Raw genomic sequence first — 18,599 nt, forward strand, 5'->3', positions numbered from 1 at the left:
CGGCGGGTGGGCCGCGCGGCCCGAACACACGCTGGCCGCCTACGACCTCGCCCTCAAAGAGGGCGCCGACGGCGTCGAATGCGACGTGCGCCTGACCCGCGACGGCCACTTGGTGTGCGTACACGATCGCCGGCTCGACCGGACCTCGACCGGGGCCGGCCTGGTCAGCACCATGACCCTCGCCGAGCTGCGTGAGCTCGAGTACGGCGCATGGCATGACAGCTGGCGTGAAGACGGCACGCACGGTGACACCAGTTTGTTGACGCTGGACGCCCTGGTTTCCCTCGTTCTGGATTGGCACCGGCCGGTGAAGCTCTTCATCGAGACCAAGCACCCGGTGCGGTACGGCTCGCTGGTGGAGACGAAGCTGCTCGCGCTGTTGCACAGGTTCGGCATCGCCGCCCCCACCCCCGCCGCCTCGCGCGGTCGAACCGCCGCGCCCCCGACAACCACCCGGAGCTCCGCCGCGGCCCACCGCCCCGCGCACGCGCCGCAGCCGTGGCTGGCGCCGCCGGCTACGAGCGCTTGCGTCGGCCCTGGTGATCGGCGTGCTGCTGGCCGGCATCGGCGTCGCCTGCGGGGCCGTCTGGTTCGACAGCCGGCTGCACCGCGACGACATCCTGACCGACTACCCGGGGCGCCCCGGGCACGGCCGCGGGACGAACTGGTTGCTCGTCGGGTCGGATAGCCGCCAGGGTCTCAGCCCCGAGCAGCAGGAGGACCTGGCCACCGGCGGCGACATCGGCAGCAGCCGCACCGACACCATCCTGCTGGTACACCTGCCCGAGCTGTGGTCCGGCGGGCGGGTGCCGCGGCGAATCACCTGTGACGGCTCGGTGCGCGGTTCGTGCCGGTGCGGTGGTCGATCGCCGTTCACCTGGTTAACGTACGCGGCCGGGGTCGCCCGACACGATGGGTTCGGCTAGTGGCGAGCGCGCAGCCCGTTGATGAACGGGCATCCCATCAGCACGCGAATGGCCTGGCTCAGCCCGGTCATGTCGTCCACCGGCTTGTGGAACGGCAGCCGGACGTCATGGTCGCGGTCCTTTCCTTCGACGCGGAACCGCACGCCGTAGCGATCCAGCCCGAGCGGGCGCACCTGCCCGCGGCGCAACGGGGCGGGCAACCGGGACACCAGCCGCGCAACGACGTCGCTGTGGGCGGTGTCCAGATGCCACAGCAGGTTCGACTCGATCTCGCAGAACGGATCGGGGCGGGCCGCAAGGAGATCCGCCACGCTGACGGGCTCGGCGCCGGTGGCGTCGGTGACGACGACGGACGCGACCTCCAGCCGGACCAGCGTGTAGCGCGGTTCCTGCCCCGCCGACGGGGCGGATCGCGGGGTGTCGACCTGAAGCAGCGCGGGGTGCGGCCACTCGGCGGCGATCAGGTCGACCGTCTCGGCGACCTCGGCCGGGTGAAATTCGTGCAGCTGCCCGCGCACCCACACCAGCGAGCGCACCGGCTCCCGCAGCGGGAGGGGTGCATAGTCGGTCAACTCCAGGAGCGCCTGCGATCCGGCGACGGAGCCTTCCGGCCGTCCTGCGCGCTGACTGGGGATCGCCAGCGCGAAGGACCCGTCGGGCAGCAGGTGATGCACGGGCGTCACGACGGGGCCCTGGCGGGCGGGCGCGGATTCCAGTGCCAGGAGCGCGCCGCCGGCTCGGACACACGCGCTGCGGATACGTTCGGCGGTCGTCGGGGCGGGGCAGGTCAGGGGTAACACCGTTCTCCTTAAATTAGGTAAGCCTAAGTTAACTTAGATGGCAAGGCGCCGCAAGAGCGGTTTGACGCCTCCCGCCGCTAGGGTTGGGGCGTGGTCCGCATCGCTTATCTCGGCCCGGAAGGGACATTCACCGAGGCGGCGCTGTTGCAGATCACGGCCGCCGGTCTGGTTCCGGGCCGGGTGTCAGACGAGGTGCGGCGACTGCCCATCGACAGCACCGCCGCGGCGCTGGACGCCGTGCGCGACGGCGGCGCCGAGTACGCCTGCGTCCCGATCGAGAACTCGATCGACGGGTCCGTGACGCCCACGCTGGACAGCCTGGCCATCGGTTCGCCGCTGCAAGTCTTCGCCGAGACGACCCTGGACGTCGCGTTCACGATCGTCGTCAAACCCGGCCGCTCCGCCGACGACGTGCGCACCCTGGCGGCCTTTCCGGTGGCGGCGGCGCAGGTGCGGCGGTGGGTCGCCGCGAACCTGCCCCACGCCGAGCCCCGGCCGGCGTATTCCAATGCCGACGCGGCGCGGCAGGTCGCCGAGGGACAGGCGGACGCCGCGATCACCTCGCCCCTGGCCGCCACCCACTGGGGACTCGCGGCGCTGGCCGACGGCGTGGTCGACGAGCCCAACGCATGCACCCGTTTCCTCCTGGTGGGCCTGCCGGGCCCGCCGCCGGCCCGCACCGGGGCCGACCGGACGGCGGTGGTGCTGCGGATCGAAAACGCCCCCGGTGCCTTGTTGGGCGCGCTCACCGAATTCGGGATCCGCGGCATCGACCTGACGCGGATCGAGTCCCGGCCGACCCGGACCGCGCTGGGCACCTACGTCTTCTTCGCCGACTGCGTGGGCCACATCGACGACGACGCCGTCGCCGAGGCACTTAAAGCGCTGCACCGTCGTTGTGCCGATGTGCGATACCTGGGATCTTGGCCGACGGGCTCGCCCGCCGGGGTGCTGCCGCCGCCGGCCGACGAGGCGGCCCGCTGGCTGGCGCGGCTACGAGAAGGAAAACCGGGAACGGCGACCGGGGGAATCGAGTTGTGACCGGCCGGTTGGTGCTCGTGCGACACGGCCAGTCGTACGGCAACGTCGAACGCAGGCTGGACACCCGGCCGCCGGGCGCGGAGCTGACGCCGCTGGGTCGCGATCAGGCCCGCGCCTTCGCGCGGGGTGCGGGACGGCCCGGGCTGCTGGCGCACTCGGTGGCGATTCGGGCATCGCAGACGGCCGGCGTCATCGGCGGCGAGCTCGAGATGTCCGCCGTCGAGGTCGACGGCATTCACGAGGTCCAGGTCGGCGCGCTGGAGAACCGCAGCGACGACGACGCGGTCGCGGAATTCAACGCGATCTACGAGCAATGGCATCACGGTGCTCTCGACGTCCCGCTGCCGGGCGGAGAAACCGGCAACGACGTGTTGGACCGCTATGTCCCGGTGCTCACCGAGTTGCGCCTGCGCTACCTCGACGACCACGACTGGACGGGCGACATCGTCGTCGTCAGCCATGGTGCGGCGATCCGGCTGGCCGCCGCTGTGCTGGCGGGTGTGGACGCCGGCTTCGCGCTGGACAACCACCTCGACAACGCCGAATCGGTGGTGCTGGCGCCGATCACCGACGGGCGGTGGAGCTGCGTGCGGTGGGGCACCCTGACGCCGCCGTTCTACCCCGAGCCCGAGGCCAGTCCCGTCGCGGACGCGGTGCACTCGAGCACCGACCCGATGGGCTGACGGTCGGTCAAACGGCCAGCGCGACCGCTTCGAAGCACTCGCAACCGACGGCGTCGCAGTCGATCACGAAGGCGTGCGGCAACAGCTCGGGGCTGAAGCAATCCGGCTCCGTGCACTCCGCGCGGCGCAGGGAATGGCGAATGATGGTGCCGTGACAGTGATCTAAGCCTGCCCGGCAGTCGCGGCAGTCAGCACTCATAACCCGTTCATAGCACCGCCCGCGGACAAATCCGGGATGCCGCGCCCATAAAACCGGCGCGGCTGACCGGCCGTCAGGCCCAGCCCAGTTCTTCCAGCCGGTCGTCGTCGATGCCGAAGTGGTGGGCGACCTCGTGGATCACCGTGATCGCCACCTCCTCGACGACGTCGTCCTCGGAATCGCAGACGTCCAGCAGCGCCTCGCGGTAGATGGTGATGGCGTCCGGCAGCGATCCGGCGTAGTCGGAGTCGCGCTCGGTGAGGGCGACCCCCTCGTACAGCCCGAGCAGTTCGCCGTCCTCGGGGTGGCGGTCGTCGACCAGCACGACGACGTTGTCCATCGCCGCCGCCAGCTGAGGTGGGATCAGGTCGAGCGCGTCGGACACCAGTTCGTCGAACCGCTGGGGATCCATCCGCGCGGGCACGCGGCTAGCCCCCGGCTGGCGGCGCGGGCGGCGCCTCCGGCGCCGGGTTGGCCGGCGGCGGCGCCCCGCCGTCCGCGGGGGGCGGGGCCTGAGGTGGCGCCCCGGCGTCCGCCGGGGGTGGGGCCTGCGGCGCCTGGGGAGGCGGGGTGTCCGACGCGGGCGCCTGGGGCGCTACCGCCGGCTGCTGACCCGGGAGGTGCTGATTGTTCGGCGGGATCTCCGGGGGAGCGCTGGCCTGGCTCTGCGGAGCCTGTGCCGGCACCTGGAGCGGTATCGGCGGCATGGTGAGCCGCTCTTCGGGAATGTCGGGCGGCGGCACCGGCGGCTGACCGTTGATGAGCAGTTGGCCCTTCGCGCTGTTGACCAGGGTGGCCCAGCCGCCGTTGCCCAAGGTCGCGCCGATGCTGCAGGCGACCTCGCGGCTGCCGGCCGTCCAGCTGGCCAGCGGCACGGTGGGGTAGATCAGCGTCAGGGTGGTGGTGCGCAACTTGACCGGCGCCAGATAGGCGTCCGTCATCTTGGTGCACAAATCCTTGATGTACCCGTCCTGGTCGGGCTCCGCCGGCAGCGCGCCGGGGAACTTCTCGGCCAGGTTGACCGTGCCGGTCACCTCCATCGCGTGCGGAGTCGCGCACTCGACCGGCGCATCGATCGGCTGGTTGGTGGCCGAGTCGATGCCCAGGCAGGTGCCGGCCGGCCAGACCTTGGACTGGTCGACCTCGGCGACCTTGCCCTTGAAGGCCTGTTGCTGGTTGTTGGGGCCGGGCAGCTGCAGTCCGCACAACATGCGGCGCTCGCCGTTCTGGCGCCAGGCCCGGTCACCGGGCCACAGCAGGCTGACGGTGAACTTGCTGTTGGGATCGAACTTGGGGCCCAGGTAGTTGCGCACGGCGGATTCGCACTGCTCCTGGGTGATCTGCTGAATGCGGGCGGGCGAGGGGGGAGCGGCGTTGGGGCCGTATTCGGCGCCCGGGAACGTCCGCATGTCGACGGATTCGGCGACTTCGAACTTGTGGTCGTCGGCGCAGTTGACGATCTTCGCCGACTCCGGGGTGGCGTCCGGCCAGATCAGGCAGTCACCGCTGGCGGCCTTGTTGAAGGCGGCGTCGCTCTTGCTGCCGGTGGTGGGCACCGGGTTGCCGTTGAGATAGCCGGACAGCCGCCCCGTGCCGGTGCCCCCCACCGGCAGCGCGGTGACCACCCCGGCGATCAGCAGGCCGCCCAGCGCGGTCAGCAGCAGGGCGCGCCGAGTCGCCTGGGCCTGCAGACTGCGCGGCCACCGGAAGCCGGCTTGCGGCTGTTCCGGCTCGGCGGTGGGGGCGTCGGACTCCGGGGCTTCCGGAAGGTCCGTCTCGGGCGGTCGTGACATCGGCTCCATTCTGACAGGGCCACCTGAGCCGCGTGACAAAAGTTACGGATGTGAGTCCTGAGTTGAGTCCGATTGGGTGCTCTGCCCGCCGACCGGAACCGAAAAAGTAGTGTCAGGGCCGTGATCGACCTGAAGCTGCTCCGGGAAGACCCCGACGCCGTGCGCCGTTCCCAACTGAACCGGGGCGAGGACCCGGCGCTGGTCGACGCCTTGCTGGCGGCCGACGTCGCCCGCCGGGCGGCGATCTCGTCGGCCGACGCGCTGCGCGCCGAACAGAAGTCGGCCAGCAAGAGCGTCGGCGCCGCGTCGCCCGAGGAGCGCCCGGCCAAGCTGGCGCGCGCCAAGGAGTTGGCCGAGCAGGTGAAGGCCGCCGAAACCGAGCAGGCCGAGGCGGAGGCCGCCTTCACCGCCGCGCACATGGCGATCTCCAACGTCGTCATCGACGGGGTGCCCGCCGGCGGGGAGGACGAATACCGCGTCCTGGAGGTCGTGGGCGAGCCTCCTTCGCTGCAAAACCCGAAGGACCACCTGGAGCTAGGCGAGTCGCTGGGGCTGATTGACATGCAACGCGGCGCCAAGGTGTCCGGCTCGCGCTTCTACTTCCTGACCGGGCGTGGGGCGCTGCTGCAGCTCGGGCTGCTGCAGCTGGCCCTGCGGTTGGCCGTCGAGAACGGCTTCATCCCGATGATCCCGCCGGTGCTGGTGCGCCCCGAGGTGATGGCCGGCACCGGATTCCTCGGCGCCCACGCCGACGAGATCTACCGCGTCGAGGCCGACGACCTCTACCTGGTCGGCACCTCCGAGGTGCCGCTGGCCGGCTACCACGCCGACGAAATCCTGGACCTGTCCGGCGGACCCCTGCGCTACGCGGGCTGGTCGTCGTGCTTCCGGCGGGAGGCCGGCAGCTACGGCAAGGACACCCGCGGCATCATCCGGGTGCATCAGTTCGACAAGGTCGAAGGCTTCGTCTACTGCACGCCCGCCGAAGCCGAGGCCGAACACCAACGGTTGCTGGGCTGGCAGCGCGAGATGCTGGCCCAGATCGGGGTCCCGTATCGCGTGATCGACGTCGCCGCAGGCGATCTCGGGTCGTCGGCCGCGCGCAAATTCGACTGTGAGGCTTGGGTTCCCACGCAGGGCACCTACCGCGAGCTGACGTCGACGTCCAACTGCACCACCTTCCAGGCGCGCCGGCTTTCCACGCGGTACCGCGACGACAACGGCAAGCCGCAGACCGCCGCCACCCTCAACGGCACGCTGGGCACCACCCGGTGGCTGGTGGCGATCCTGGAGAACCACCAGCAGCCCGACGGCAGCGTGCGGGTGCCCGACGCGCTGGTGCCCTTCGTGGGCGCCGAGGTGCTCGAGCCCACCAACCGCTAGGGCGTCTTGGCGATCGCCCGCCCCGGCGTGTGCCCGAAGGCCCGCCGGTAGGTGTCGATGAAGGCACTCGCTGTGGCCCAACCACATTCGGACGCCACCGACGTGACGTCGCGGCGCTCGGCGAGCAGCACCAGGGCGCGTTGCAACCGGAGCTGGGTGCGCCATTGCGGAAAGGTCATCGCCAACTCGTCGCGGAACAGGCGGCTCAGGGTGCGTTGGCCGATGCCGATCCGACGGCCGATCTGCTGCAACGTCAACGGGTCACGCAGGTTGTCGGCGATCATCGCGCACGCGTCGCGGAGCCGGCCGTCGACCGGCGTCGGAAGCCACAGTGGCTCACCGGGACTGGCCGCCTGCACCTGGTCATGCAGCACCTCCAGCATCCGGTGGTGCGTGTCGGTGTCGGTTCCGTTGGCCCGTGAGCACGCGATGATGAGTTCCCGCATCAAGGGGTTGACCGCCAGCACCGCCGGCGCAGCGGGACCGCGACGGTACCGGCGTGGGTCCAGCGCGACGCCGTGAAACTGCGTGTGGCCGTGGAACGTGTGTTCATGCCAGCAGCCCGCCGGTATCCAGATCGCCCGATTCGCCGGCGTGATCCAGGTGCCCGCCGGGGTGGTGACCGAGACCGCGCCCGAGGACGGGTAGACGATCTGGTGCAAGGGGTGGCGGTGCCGCTCGATCCGGGCTCCCGGCGGCAAGGCCTGCGACGAGGTCGCCGGCCCGTGGTGGCTGATTCCCGACATAACGCGGCAGAATATCGGAAGTGCGCAGGACCCGCGTCCGCCTAGCGTGGCCGTCATGGCGATGAATCTCTTACACCGGCGGCGGTGCAGCTCGGCGGGCTGGGAGAAGGCGGTGGCCGACCAGCTGCTGCCGTGGGCGCTGGACGGCGTCGAATTGGGTTCCCGCACTTTGGAAATCGGCCCGGGGTACGGAGCGACGACGCGCGCCCTGCTGGACAGGGCCAACTCGCTCACCGCCGTCGAGGTCGATGCCGCGATGGCCGAGCGTTTGCGGCGCCGCTACGGCGACCGGGCCCGCATCATCCACGGCGACGGCACCGCCACGGGGCTGCCCGCCGACCACTTCAGCTCGGTGGTGTGTTTCACGATGTTGCACCACGTTCCAAGCACCGAATTGCAGGACCGGCTTTTCACCGAGGCGTTCCGGGTGCTGCAACCGGGCGGGACCTTCGCCGGCTGCGACGGCGTCCCGTCCCTGACCTTCCGGCTGCTCCACGTCGCCGACACCTACAACCCGATCGCGCCGAAGGATCTGGGCGCGCGGCTGCTCAACGCGGGCTTCGCGGGCGTGCAGGTCGATCCGTCCGGGGGGCGGCAACGGTGGCGCGCCGTCAAACCGACCTGAAGGTGGGGCTGCCGGGCTCGAGCGGCACTCGGGCGGCACGTGCGGTGAAGCTGATCGCGTGGTACCACCCGCACAGCATCGTGAGGTCGAGAATCTCGCGTTCGTCGAACTCGCCGCGCAGCGCCGTCCACAGGGCGTCGTCGATGTCGCGACGGTCGCAGAGCGCGTCTACGGCCCGCACGAGGAGGCGGTCTCGTTCGGCCGTCCAGCAGGAATCGTCGGCGCCGCCATGGGTCAAGGAGCGGACCTGCTCACGGTGGAGGCGCGCCTTCTCGGCGAAAAACGCGACGTGCACGCCCCATTCGTACTCACAGCCGCAGCGAGCGCAGGTGCGGTCGATCACGATCTCACGATCACGCAGGGACAGCGACAACGAGCGGCTCAGCTCGTAGCCGCCCCAGAGCGTCATGGCCTCGGTCATGGGCATGTTGCGCACCAGGGTGCGAAACAGGGCGATCGGCGGCACGTTCGGCGGCATCATCTTCTGAAGTTGTGCCGCCACGGCGTCCTCGTACGGCGGTTCGAGGGCGCCGATGCGAGGCGTTACTATTTCCGTAACCATGGACAAGAAAGCTACGTTACGAAATCCGAAACGTCAATCGGCGGCTCGGCCGGGGCGGCCGGTGCGGGGGTCGACAACGGGGCGCCCGCTGATGGCGGCCCTCGATCTGCTCGGGCGGCGCTGGTCGTTGCGGATTCTGTGGGAGCTTCGCGACGGGCCCCTGGGGGCGCGGGCCTTGCGGGAGCGCTGCGACGGCATGTCCCCCAGCGTTTTGTATGACCGGCTCGGCGAACTGACGGACGCGGGCCTGGTGGTCCAGCGCGCCGACCAGTGTTACGAGCTCAGCGCGACCGGCCTGTCGCTGGGCGAGGCCCTCGATCCGCTGGACCGGTGGGCCCGCCGCTGGGCGGAGGGAAGCTAGGCGTCCACCGTTTGGCGGGCCTGCTCGTGCCGGCGTTGCCGCTCGATGGTGGCGAAGTAGAAGGCGAACGCGAACGCGAAGCTGGTGAACAGGCTGGAGACGAAGTACAGCCACGGGTGCTTGAGCCCGCGGCGATAGCCGTCCATGATCGTAAACAGCGGCAGCAGAACCACATTCGCGATCGTGTAGTCCTGGCTCGCGGAGTCCGCGGCCGGATTGGTGAACATCAGCCTGATGTATTCGGCCCAGCTCCCGTGCTCGCCCCAGAGCGGGTTGGTGGATCCGTGCGAGTACTCCTGCACGTAGGTGACGTTGAAGTACCAGCCCAAGGCGACCGAAGCGATCCCGACGACGTAATACACGCATTCCAGCGGGGAGAACAACGGTCCGCCGGCCGGGCGGGCGAAGACCTTCGGGTTGGCGGCGACGATCCAGCCGATGACGCTGAGCCCGAGAACTGCATGCACAAGAAGCGAGACCATGGCCGCAGTCTGACCCGGCTCCCAAAGTTTTGTCAATACTGACAAAAGCTGGTGGGGTACCTTAGTTGCATGGTCAGGCCGGCGCAGACGGCGCGCAGCGAACGCACCCGTGAGGCGTTGCGCCAGGCCGCCATGGTGCGCTTCCTGGCCCAGGGGGTCGAGGACACCTCGGCCGAACAGATCGCCGCCGACGCCGGAGTCTCGCTGCGCACCTTCTATCGCCACTTCGGCTCCAAACACGATCTGCTGTTTGCCGACTACACCGGACTGAACTGGTTTCGCGCGGCGCTGGACGCCAGACCCGCCGACGAACCGGTTATCGATTCCGTTCAGTCGGCCGTCTTCGCGTTCCCCTATGACGTTGAGGCCGTGGCGAAAATCGCCGCAATGCGCGGCGGTGAGCTGGACCAGGACCGCATCCATCGCCACATCCGCGACGTCCAGGCCGACCTCGCCGACGCCATCGAGGCGCAACTGGAAAGGCGTAGCTGCGAGGCGCAACGGAAGCCCGACGCGCGGCTACGGATCACCGTGACCGCCCGTTGCATCGCCGCCGCGGTATTCGGCGCGATGGAAGCCTGGATGGTCGGCGAGGAGCGATCCCTCGGGGAGTTGGCGCGGATGTCGCATGTCGCGCTGGAATCGCTGCGGGAGGGCATCTCCGGTACCTGGGTGACCACAGTTTCGTCATAATTGACAAAACTTTGGCCGCATGCCAGCCTGCTGTGCGGGAGGTCATATGTCTGATTACGACGCGATAGTTATCGGTGCCGGGCACAACGGCCTGGCGGCGGCGGTGCTGCTGCAGAAGGCGGGATTGCGCACGGTGTGCCTGGATTCCAAGCTGTACGCCGGCGGAATGGCATCCACGGTGGAGCTTTTCGACGGGTACCGGTTCGAGATCGCCGGCTCGGTGCAGTTTCCCACCTCGAAGGTGGTGGTCGACGAACTCGGCCTGGACACCCTGCCGACGATCGACCTTGACGTGATGTCGGTGGCGGTGCGCGGCGTCGGCGACGATCCGCTGATCCAGTACAGCGACCCCATCAAGCTGTTCACCCACCTCAACGAGGTGCACGGGGCGGACGCCGTCAACGGGATGGCGGGGCTGATGGCGTGGAGCCAGGCGCCCACCCGGGCGCTCGGCCGCTTCGAAGCCGGAACGGAGCCCAAGACCTACGACGAGATGTATGCCTGCGCGACAAACGAATTCGAACGGTCGGCGATTGACGACATGCTGTTCGGTTCGGTCACCGACGTGCTGGACCGCTACCTTCCCGACCGGGAGAAGCACGGTGCGCTGCGCGGCTCGATGACCGTGCTCGCCGTCAACACCCTTTATCGCGGGCCCGCCACGCCGGGCAGCGCGGCGGCGCTGGCCTTCGGGTTGGGCGTCCCCGACGGTGACACGATGCAGATGAAGAAGCTGCAAGGCGGCATCGGGGCGCTCACCTCGCACCTGAGTGAACTGCTTGAAAGCCACGGCGGTGAGGTCCGGCTGCGCAGCAAGGTGACCGAGATCCTCGTCGAGGACGGGCGGGTGAGTGGGGTGCGCACCGAGGGCGGCGAGACGTTGACCGCCCCGATCGTCGTGTCCGGCATCGCGCCCGACACCACCCTGAACGACCTGATCGACCCGGCCCTGCTGCCCGGCGACATCCGGGAGCGATATGCCCGAACTGATCACCGCGGCAGTTACCTGCAGATGCACTTCGCGCTCGAGGAGGCGCCGGAATTCGCCGCGCCCTACGAGGCGCTCAACGACCCGGCCATGCAGGCGTCCATCGGCCTGTTCTGCACGCCGGAGGAAGTGCAGCAGCAGTGGGAGGACTGCCGGCGCGGCATCGTCCCGGCCGACCCGACGGTGGTGTTGCAGATACCCACGCAGAACGACCCGGACCTGGCACCCGCGGGCAAACACGCCGCCTCGGCGTTCGCCTTGTGGTTTCCGATCGAGGGCGGCGCCGACTACGGCGACGCGAAGGTCGAAATGGGCCAGCGGGTGATCGACAAGATCACCCGGCTGGCGCCGAACTTCGAGCGCAGCATCATCAGGCACACCACCTTCACGCCCAAGCACATGGGCGTGATGTTCGGTGCCCCCGGCGGCGACTACTGCCACGGTCTGCTCAACCCGAACCAGATCGGGCCGAACCGGCCCGGCCCGAAGGGCTTTCGGGGGCAGCCGATCCCGATCGAGGGCCTGTACCTGGGCAGCGCGGGCTGCCACGGCGGACCCGGCATCACGTTCATTCCCGGCTACAACGCCGCCCGGCGGGCGCTCGCCGAGCGCGCTACCTAGGGATTCGAGCGGGCGGCAGGTCGAACCAAGCGGCCCGCTGCGACGCGGGCTACGCTACCCAGGAACCTCAGCACCACCGGTGTTTGGCGGATCTCCCGAATGAGCAGTCAGCTGCCCTCAGAAGCACCGCCGTCGGTGCTCGGTACGGGAGGTAGCGGTGCGGATCGGGCCCTTGGACGTCTCGACGGTCAACGAATGGGCCCCGGCTCCCGGCGCGTTGTTCTCCTGGCATCCGTCGCCCGATACCCGCGCCAAGGCCCTCGAGGCGCCGGCGAGCGCCGTGCCGCCCAGTTACGTTCAGGCGCGGCACCTTCGAAGCCTGCGTGAACAGGCCGCGCGCGGCCTCGACCATTCTCGGCTGCTGATCGCTTCCGTGGAGGTGCTGGGCCAGTGCGATCTGCGCGCCATGACCTACGTCATCAACGCGCACCTTCGCCGGCACGACACCTACCGCAGCTGGTTCGAGTACCTCGACGCCGACCGCATCGTGCGGCACACCATCGACGACGCGGTCGACATCGACTTCGTCCCGACCGGACACGGCGAGCTGACCGGCGCCCAGCTGCGGGACCACATCGTGGCCACCCCCGACTCGCTGCAGTGGGATTGCTTCAGCTTCGGGGTGATTCAGCGCGCGGACCGCTTCACCTTCTACGCCAGCATCGACCACCTGCACGCCGACGGGCAGTTCGTTGCGATGGGACTCATGGAGTTCCAGGCGATGTACGCCGAGCTGATCGGGGGTAATCCACCGGTCGAGCTGCCACCGGCCGGCAGCTATGCCGACTACTGCGTGCGGCAGCGTGCGTATACCTCGGCGCTGACCGTCGACTCCCCGGAGGTACGGGCCTGGATCGACTTTGCCGAGCTCAATGACGGGACGTTCCCGGCGTTCCCGCTGCCCCTGGGCGATGATGCGGTGGCGTATGACGGCGACTTGCTGGGCGTGACCCTGCTGGACGAGAAGCAAACGCATCGATTCGAAACCGCGTGCGTCGCCGCCGGCGCCCGCTTCGTCGGCGGCATGTTCGCCTGTCTTGCCCTGGCGATCCACGAGTTGACCGGTGCGGAAACGTATTTCGCCATCACTCCGAAAGACACCCGCAGCACCCAGGCCGACTTCGCGACGCAGGGCTGGTTCACCGGCCACATACCGGTCACCGTCCCCGTCAGCGGGTCGTCCTTCGACGACGCCGCGCGAAGCGCCCAGGCCTCCTTCGATTCGGGTGCGGACCTGGCGCTGGTGCCGTTCGAGCGGGTCGTGGAATTGGCGCCGTCGCTGCGCAGGCCCCCACCCCTTTTCGCCCTGGTGAATTTCTTTGACGCCCAGGCCAGCCCGCTGTCGGTGATGACCCAGTTGTTCGACGGCCTGAGCGTCGGTGCGCATAGCGACGGCAGGGTCACCTACCCGTTGAGCACGATGGTCGGGCGGTTCGACGAGACGGCGGCGAGCGTGTTGTTTCCCGACCACCCCGCCGCCCGAAATTCCGTCACCCGATACCTGGGTGCCTTAAAATCCGCGTGCGTCCGCATCGCCGACGGCGGGGCGGCGGAGCGTGCACGCAACGTTGCCGACCTCTACCGGCAGGCGGCGCACAAACGCTGAAAAGAATGCGGTTCCGATGCCATTAGCGAAGACTGGCCAGGATGACCCGGCGGGTGGCTTCTCCCGGCTCGGGCGGCTGATCGCACGAAGGCCATGGCTGGTGATCGGCGCCTGGCTCGCGCTCGCGGGAGTTCTCGGGCTGACCGCGCCGTCGCTGGAAGAGATCTCGCAGCAACACCCGGTGGCCATCCTGCCGTCCGACGCGCCGGTGCTGGCCGCGACCCGCGAAATGAACGCCGCGTTCGGTGAAGCCGGGTTGCAGAGCATCGCGGTGGTGGTGCTCAGCGATGCCGGCGGGTTGAGCCCGGCCGACGAAGGCACCTACCGGAAACTGGTCGAAGCCCTGCGCCGGGACACCCGAGACGTGGCGATGGTGCAGGACTTCGTTACGACACCGCCGCTGCGTGAGCTGATGACCAGTAAGGATCACCGCGCCTGGCTGCTGCCCATCGGGCTGCCCGGCGACCTTGGCTCGCCGCAGTCCAAACGGGCGTACAACCGCGTGGCCGGCATCGTGAAACAGGCCGTGGCGGGATCCACTCTGACGGCCAACCTCACCGGGCCCGCGTCTACCGTCGCCGACCTGAACCTCACCGGCCAGCGCGACAGGACGCGGATCGAGCTCGCGATCATCGTGCTGCTGTTCGTCATTCTTCTGGTCATCTACCGGAACCCCGTCACGATGCTGCTGCCGCTGCTGACGATCGGCATGTCCGCGGTGGTGGCCCAGCGGTTGGTGGCGCTGGTAGGACTGGCCGGGCTGGGCATCGCCAACCAGACCGTCATCTTCATGAGCGGGATGATGGTCGGCGCCGGAACGGATTACGCGGTCTTTCTGATCAGCCGATACCACGACTACGTGCGCCGGGGGATGGACTCGGATCGGGCGGTGATCTGGGCGTTGGCGTCCATCGGCAAGGTGATCGCGGCGTCGGCCGCCACCGTGGCGGTCACGTTCCTCGGGATGATCTTCACCCAATTGGGCATCCTGCGGACCGTCGGACCGGTGCTGGGCATGTCGGTGGCCGTCGTTTTCTTCGCCGCGATCACGCTGCTGCCGGCCCTGCTCGTGCTCGCCGGGCGCCGCAACTGGGTCGCGCCGCGCGGCGATCTCAGCCGCCGCTTCTGGCGGCGTTCGGGCGTCAACATCGTGCGCCGGCCCAAAACTCACCTGCTGGCCAGCGCGCTGGTACTGGTGATTCTGGCCGGGTGCGCGGGCCTGGCCCGCTACAACTACGACGATCGCAAGGCGCTGCCGGGCAACGTCGAGAGTTCGGTCGGCTATGCCGCACTGGACAAGCACTTCTCGACCAATTTGATCATCCCCGAGTACCTGTTCATCTCCTCGCCGCAGGACCTGCGCACGGCGAAGGCCCTCGCCGATCTCGAGCAGATGGCGCGGCGGGTCAGTCAGGTGCGGGGCGTCGCGATGGTCAGAGGCATCACCCGGCCCACCGGGCAGTCGCTGGAGCAAGCCACGACTTCCTGGCAGGCGGGCGAAGTCGGCGACAAACTGGGCGCGGGTTCCCGGCAAATCGTCGACCATACCGGCGATCTCGATCGGCTGGTGGGCGGCGCCAACCAAATGGCGGGCAAGCTCGGCGACGTACGGACCCAGGTCAACCAGGCGGTGTCCGCCGTGGGCGGTCTCGTCGACGCGCTCGCGACCCTGCAAAATATCTTCGGCGGGAATCGGGCGCTGGCCGAACTCGAGGGCGCCGAGCGGCTCGTCAACGGCATGCGCTCGCTTGGCGACGCCATCGGCGCGAACGCGAACTTCGTTGCCGAGAACTCCGATTGGGCCAACCCCGTGCTGGGGGCGCTCGACAACAGCCCGATGTGCAGTGCCGAGCCCGCCTGTGTCAATGCGCGCGGGGAACTGCAGCGGCTGGTGACGGCCCGCGACGACGGAACGCTGGGCAAGATATCGGAGCTGGCCCGCCAGCTGCGGGCGACGCAGGCCGTGCAGACCCTCGCGGCAACGGTTTCCGGGTTGCGCCGGGCGTTGTCCACCGTCGTCGGCGCGATGGGTTCCCTGGGGATGGGTAGCCCGGGCGGCATGCGGGCCAAGATCACCTTCTTGCAGCAGGGGACCAACACCCTCGCGGACGGCAGCCGGCAATTGGCCGACGGTGTGCAGCAATTGGTGGACCAGGTCAAGAAGATGGGCTTCGGGTTGGGCGAGGCGTCCGCGTTCCTGCTTTCCATGAAGAAGGAGGCCACGACGCCGGCGATGGCCGGGTTCTACATTCCCCCGCAAGCGTTGTCGTATGCCACCGGTGAGGGCGGCAAGCCAGCGGCATTGCCGGGCGGGGCGCAGGATCTGCTGGGCGGGATGACGGCCGAGCAACTGAAAAGGCTTGCCGGGGCGTTCGTTTCGCCCGACGGCCACTCGATGCGGTACCTGATCCAGACCGACCTCAATCCGTTCAGCACCGCGGCGATGGACCAGGTCGACGCGATCAGGGCGGCCGCGCAGGGCGCCCAACCGAATACGTCGCTGGCCGACGCCAAGATATCGGTGGTGGGGCTACCCGTCGTGCTGAAGGAGACGCGCGACTACTACGACCACGACCTGCGATTCATCATCGCGATGACCACCTGCGTGGTGCTGCTGATTCTGATCGCATTGCTGCGCGCGGTCATCGCGCCGCTGTACCTGATCGGCACGGTGATCGTCTCGTACATGTCGGCGCTGGGCATCGGCGTCATCACGTTTCAGTTCATCCTGGGCGAAGAAATGCATTGGAGCGTACCCGGATTGACGTTCGTCATCCTGGTCGCGGTGGGTGCCGACTACAACATGCTGCTCATCTCTCGACTGCGTGACGAATCCGCGCGTGGACTGCGTTCCGGCGTGATCCGGACCGTGTCCTCAACCGGCGGGGTGATCACCGCGGCGGGCCTGATCATGGCCGCGTCGATGTACGGCTTGGTATTCGCCAGTCTGTCCACGGTGATTCAGAGCGGCTTCGTTCTGGGGACGGGACTGCTCCTGGACACGTTCCTGCTGCGCACCGTGACGGTGCCTGCCATCGCCGTGCTGGTCGGTCGGGCGAATTGGTGGTGGCCGCCCGGTTTGGTTTCCGTCACTCGGTGGCCGCTGCGGCGGCATCGCGGCCCGGTCAAACGCAAGCGGCTGCTGCCGGACGAAGAGAAGGTGCCGACGCGCACGGCCGAGCAACTGATCGGCTTTTCTCCGCGCGACGGCCTGAGGCTCTAGCCGCTGTCACTTCTTGGCTTTGACCACCGCGCGAACGACTTTCGGCAACACGCCGCCTCTGCCGAGTCGTGGACCCGGGCCGAGGTTTCGGGCCAGGTTGGCGAGCCCCAGCGAGTTGGTGGCCAGGTTGACGGCGGCGCCGGCGCCACGGACGGACCAGGAGGCGGCGGAGATGGCCGTAGGTATGTGGACGATGCCATTGATCATTTGGACGGGGTTGTGCGCCGGCCCCGGGTCGTACGCCCTGTCGACCAGAGGGCGCAGCACAGCGTCAATCGGCCCGACCGCCTCGGCCGGCATGCCCGCCCCGTCGACTAGTGCCCGGGCCAGCGGCAGCTCGGGGTTCCGGATGAAATACGTCGTCGAGGTGCCGCCCAGGCTGTTCGTCGTCCTCTTGATGTCCCAGGGCGCGACGCGGGACGGATCAGAGAAGGCCGTCGCACTGTGGCCGTAATATCCGCCGGCGGCAATGGCATTCAGGTCGGCCAGCAGATTGCCGGGATGGTTGGGCGGGTCGGAGAAGGGGTCATACTGGCCGACGATGTTGATCGTGTCGTACTGGCTTTCCACCGGAGCCGGGACGGTGTAGTCGATGATCGGCACGTGCGTCCCGGGACCGAACGCCTGGTAGAGCAGGTTGTTGGGGTCACCGGCCTTGATGAAGGTGAGCTGGCCCGGCGGCGGCGCGGTGGGATCGTGCGCCAGGCGCGCTTGCTCGCGGTCGAGCGCCAGCGAGCCCTGAGACAGCCCGGCCACCGAGATCGGCCCGTCCGTGGTCCGGATCGCGGCGTCGAGGTTGTTCGCCCCGGTGTTCACGGAGCTGTTGACTGTCGGCGAGTTCAGGCCGGTGACCGGCCAGAAGCTGCCCGGATAGGGCACCACGCGCCTGACGGCCCCGGGGCTGTAATAGTTCTCGTCGATCTGGGGCTGCATCGCGGGGTTGAAGTGATACAGCGACCTCAGCGGCCCGTACGGGGACGGCGCCGTGCCGGGCACTATCAGAGCGGTGTCGGCGGCGGCGACGCCATCATCGAAAAGCGTTGCACACGTGAGCATTCCGACGGCAATGGCCCCGGCGAGCAGCTTGTTCACAAACTCCCCTCACGGCCGATCGAAAACTATAGCTGGATGCTACCCCGCACCGAGGTTGATCAGGCCGAGGACGAGCATGAAGCAGCCCCCGGCCGCCACCAATACAGCGATGTCGCGGTGGCCGCGGGAGCGCAGCCAGGTTTGCAGCGCGGCCATGAAGGCGCGCGTGCGCTGCGGCGCCGCCAGGAACCCGATCAGCGGGATCTCGGCCACCGTGAACGCCACCAGGTTGAAGGCGACCAGCGCCTGCACCTGCGCGACCGGTGCGGCGTGCGAGGCGAGGATGGCGGCCATCGAGCCCATGTAGTTCGCGGACGGCAACGAAGCCCCCATCCCGCTAGCGGCTGCGACAGTTAGCGAGTTGCCTCGCAAGAAGATGCGTGCGCGTTCGGCAAGCTGCTGGCGACCGCTCGGTGCGGTCCCCACGAGCAGGGCGACGCCCCCACTGCCACCGACTGCCGCGTCCGCCGGCGCGGGGCGTGCGATCCTGCGCCGCACGACGTTGGTGGCCAGCGCGACGGCGACGAGCAAAGCGACGAGCCCGGATGCGATCTGGACCTCGGCCACGCTGAAGTGGCCGACCACCGGCGCGGCCCTGAGGACGAAGAGCACGATCAGGCCCGCACCGACTCCCATGGCGAAGCCACCGCACAAGAACATGAGCAGTTGCAAAAGCGGGCGCCGACGGCCGAGCAGCAGTATCACCAGCCCGACGCGTATCGGTTCGAAGATCACTGCGCCGGCCAGTATCAGCACGGTGATCCACATGCTGGGC

At 68.8% G+C, this 18,599-nt stretch carries 18 protein-coding genes and 2 pseudogenes; 11 read left to right on the forward strand and 9 right to left on the reverse strand.

From position 1 onward, the window contains the following. Both A5711_RS26540 and A5711_RS28100 read left to right on the forward strand, forming a co-directional pair. Positions 1 to 415: pseudogene (locus A5711_RS26540) on the forward strand (glycerophosphodiester phosphodiesterase family protein); the annotation flags it as partial. Between the two features lie 253 nt (positions 416 to 668). Beyond that, on the forward strand, positions 669 to 926 hold the full coding sequence (locus tag A5711_RS28100) for a hypothetical protein (protein ID WP_082953415.1): 258 nt from the start codon (positions 669 to 671) through the stop codon (positions 924 to 926). Here the strand turns inward: A5711_RS28100 and A5711_RS21790 are convergent. After that, positions 923 to 1,726 (reverse strand): DUF2470 domain-containing protein, encoded by an 804-nt coding sequence (locus A5711_RS21790; protein WP_067950199.1) that lies wholly within the window; start codon positions 1,724 to 1,726, stop codon positions 923 to 925. The two genes, A5711_RS28100 and A5711_RS21790, sit on opposite strands and share 4 nt — an antisense overlap. Positions 1,727 to 1,816: 90 nt before the next feature. Between A5711_RS21790 and pheA the strand changes: the two genes are divergently transcribed. Next, positions 1,817 to 2,767 (forward strand): prephenate dehydratase, encoded by a 951-nt coding sequence (gene pheA / locus A5711_RS21795; protein ID WP_067950201.1) that lies wholly within the window; start codon positions 1,817 to 1,819, stop codon positions 2,765 to 2,767. Beyond that, positions 2,764 to 3,450: a histidine phosphatase family protein gene (locus A5711_RS21800; protein WP_067950203.1), complete on the forward strand. Its 687-nt coding sequence runs from the start codon at positions 2,764 to 2,766 to the stop codon at positions 3,448 to 3,450. The genes pheA and A5711_RS21800 overlap by 4 nt, the downstream gene beginning before the upstream one ends. A gap of 7 nt (positions 3,451 to 3,457) precedes the next feature. On the opposite strand, the gene A5711_RS21805 is transcribed toward A5711_RS21800, so the two are convergent. The 3 genes and pseudogenes from A5711_RS21805 to A5711_RS21815 all read right to left on the reverse strand — a co-directional run bounded on the left by A5711_RS21805 (position 3,458) and on the right by A5711_RS21815 (position 5,451). Next, entirely contained in the window at positions 3,458 to 3,649 is a 192-nt protein-coding gene (locus A5711_RS21805) for a hypothetical protein (RefSeq protein ID WP_067950205.1), read from the reverse strand. Further along, a pseudogene (locus A5711_RS21810) lies at positions 3,646 to 4,073 on the reverse strand (metallopeptidase family protein). Before A5711_RS21810 ends, A5711_RS21805 begins: the two are co-directional and overlap by 4 nt. Positions 4,074 to 4,077: 4 nt before the next feature. Beyond that, positions 4,078 to 5,451 carry a septum formation family protein gene (locus A5711_RS21815; RefSeq protein ID WP_067950208.1) on the reverse strand — a complete coding sequence of 458 codons (1,374 nt, stop codon included), beginning with the start codon at positions 5,449 to 5,451 and terminating at the stop codon, positions 4,078 to 4,080. Positions 5,452 to 5,562: 111 nt separating this feature from the next. On the opposite strand from A5711_RS21815, the gene serS reads away from it, so the two are divergent. Continuing rightward, the gene (gene serS / locus A5711_RS21820; protein ID WP_067950210.1) at positions 5,563 to 6,825 is read left to right on the forward strand and encodes a serine--tRNA ligase; all 1,263 of its coding nucleotides are present in this window, start codon (positions 5,563 to 5,565) and stop codon (positions 6,823 to 6,825) included. Here serS and A5711_RS21825 read toward each other — a convergent pair. After that, a complete protein-coding gene (locus tag A5711_RS21825) occupies positions 6,822 to 7,571 on the reverse strand; it encodes a helix-turn-helix domain-containing protein (RefSeq protein WP_067950212.1) in 750 nt (249 codons plus the stop codon). The two genes, serS and A5711_RS21825, sit on opposite strands and share 4 nt — an antisense overlap. Positions 7,572 to 7,626: 55 nt before the next feature. On the opposite strand from A5711_RS21825, the gene A5711_RS21830 reads away from it, so the two are divergent. Further along, a complete protein-coding gene (locus tag A5711_RS21830; RefSeq protein ID WP_067950243.1) occupies positions 7,627 to 8,196 on the forward strand; it encodes a class I SAM-dependent methyltransferase in 570 nt (189 codons plus the stop codon). Here the strand turns inward: A5711_RS21830 and A5711_RS21835 are convergent. Next, a complete protein-coding gene (locus tag A5711_RS21835) occupies positions 8,183 to 8,698 on the reverse strand; it encodes a carboxymuconolactone decarboxylase family protein (protein ID WP_197501018.1) in 516 nt (171 codons plus the stop codon). The two genes, A5711_RS21830 and A5711_RS21835, sit on opposite strands and share 14 nt — an antisense overlap. 151 nt (positions 8,699 to 8,849) lie before the next feature. Between A5711_RS21835 and A5711_RS21840 the strand changes: the two genes are divergently transcribed. Further along, entirely contained in the window at positions 8,850 to 9,119 is a 270-nt protein-coding gene (locus A5711_RS21840; RefSeq protein ID WP_067950216.1) for a helix-turn-helix domain-containing protein, read from the forward strand. Here the strand turns inward: A5711_RS21840 and A5711_RS21845 are convergent. After that, a complete protein-coding gene (locus A5711_RS21845; protein ID WP_067950218.1) occupies positions 9,116 to 9,601 on the reverse strand; it encodes a DUF2834 domain-containing protein in 486 nt (161 codons plus the stop codon). The genes A5711_RS21840 and A5711_RS21845 overlap by 4 nt on opposite strands. Positions 9,602 to 9,670: 69 nt before the next feature. On the opposite strand from A5711_RS21845, the gene A5711_RS21850 reads away from it, so the two are divergent. The 4 genes from A5711_RS21850 to A5711_RS21865 all read left to right on the forward strand — a co-directional run bounded on the left by A5711_RS21850 (position 9,671) and on the right by A5711_RS21865 (position 16,732). Continuing rightward, a complete protein-coding gene (locus A5711_RS21850; RefSeq protein WP_067950220.1) occupies positions 9,671 to 10,294 on the forward strand; it encodes a TetR/AcrR family transcriptional regulator in 624 nt (207 codons plus the stop codon). 46 nt (positions 10,295 to 10,340) lie between these two features. Next, positions 10,341 to 11,903: an NAD(P)/FAD-dependent oxidoreductase gene (locus tag A5711_RS21855; RefSeq protein WP_067950222.1), complete on the forward strand. Its 1,563-nt coding sequence runs from the start codon at positions 10,341 to 10,343 to the stop codon at positions 11,901 to 11,903. Between the two features lie 157 nt (positions 11,904 to 12,060). Next, positions 12,061 to 13,509, forward strand: coding sequence for a condensation domain-containing protein (locus tag A5711_RS21860; protein WP_067950226.1), 1,449 nt, complete (start codon positions 12,061 to 12,063; stop codon positions 13,507 to 13,509). Positions 13,510 to 13,525: 16 nt separating this feature from the next. Then, the gene (locus A5711_RS21865) at positions 13,526 to 16,732 is read left to right on the forward strand and encodes an RND family transporter (RefSeq protein WP_082975812.1); all 3,207 of its coding nucleotides are present in this window, start codon (positions 13,526 to 13,528) and stop codon (positions 16,730 to 16,732) included. Between the two features lie 6 nt (positions 16,733 to 16,738). Here the strand turns inward: A5711_RS21865 and A5711_RS21870 are convergent, their stop codons facing one another. Both A5711_RS21870 and A5711_RS21875 read right to left on the reverse strand, forming a co-directional pair. After that, entirely contained in the window at positions 16,739 to 17,824 is a 1,086-nt protein-coding gene (locus A5711_RS21870; protein ID WP_067950228.1) for a PE-PPE domain-containing protein, read from the reverse strand. Between the two features lie 39 nt (positions 17,825 to 17,863). Then, positions 17,864 to 18,592 carry a GAP family protein gene (locus tag A5711_RS21875; protein ID WP_067950230.1) on the reverse strand — a complete coding sequence of 243 codons (729 nt, stop codon included), beginning with the start codon at positions 18,590 to 18,592 and terminating at the stop codon, positions 17,864 to 17,866. Positions 18,593 to 18,599 lie beyond the last annotated feature (7 nt).

The organism is Mycobacterium sp. E2238, assembly GCF_001672665.1.
Classification (GTDB): Bacteria; Actinomycetota; Actinomycetes; order Mycobacteriales; family Mycobacteriaceae; genus Mycobacterium.

Bases quoted from the DNA above. Each gene is read 5' to 3' on its own strand.
- A5711_RS21805 (WP_067950205.1), bottom strand. From the start codon at position 3,649: ATGAGTGCTGACTGCCGCGACTGCCGGGCAGGCTTAGATCACTGTCAC.
- A5711_RS21815 (WP_067950208.1), bottom strand. From the start codon at position 5,451: ATGGAGCCGATGTCACGACCGCCCGAGACGGACCTTCCGGAAGCCCCG.
- A5711_RS21825 (WP_067950212.1), bottom strand. From the start codon at position 7,571: ATGTCGGGAATCAGCCACCACGGGCCGGCGACCTCGTCGCAGGCCTTG.
- A5711_RS21830 (WP_067950243.1), top strand. From the start codon at position 7,627: ATGGCGATGAATCTCTTACACCGGCGGCGGTGCAGCTCGGCGGGCTGG.
- A5711_RS21840 (WP_067950216.1), top strand. From the start codon at position 8,850: ATGGCGGCCCTCGATCTGCTCGGGCGGCGCTGGTCGTTGCGGATTCTG.
- A5711_RS21845 (WP_067950218.1), bottom strand. From the start codon at position 9,601: ATGGTCTCGCTTCTTGTGCATGCAGTTCTCGGGCTCAGCGTCATCGGC.
- A5711_RS21850 (WP_067950220.1), top strand. From the start codon at position 9,671: ATGGTCAGGCCGGCGCAGACGGCGCGCAGCGAACGCACCCGTGAGGCG.
- A5711_RS21855 (WP_067950222.1), top strand. From the start codon at position 10,341: ATGTCTGATTACGACGCGATAGTTATCGGTGCCGGGCACAACGGCCTG.
- A5711_RS21865 (WP_082975812.1), top strand. From the start codon at position 13,526: ATGCCATTAGCGAAGACTGGCCAGGATGACCCGGCGGGTGGCTTCTCC.
- A5711_RS21875 (WP_067950230.1), bottom strand. From the start codon at position 18,592: ATGTGGATCACCGTGCTGATACTGGCCGGCGCAGTGATCTTCGAACCG.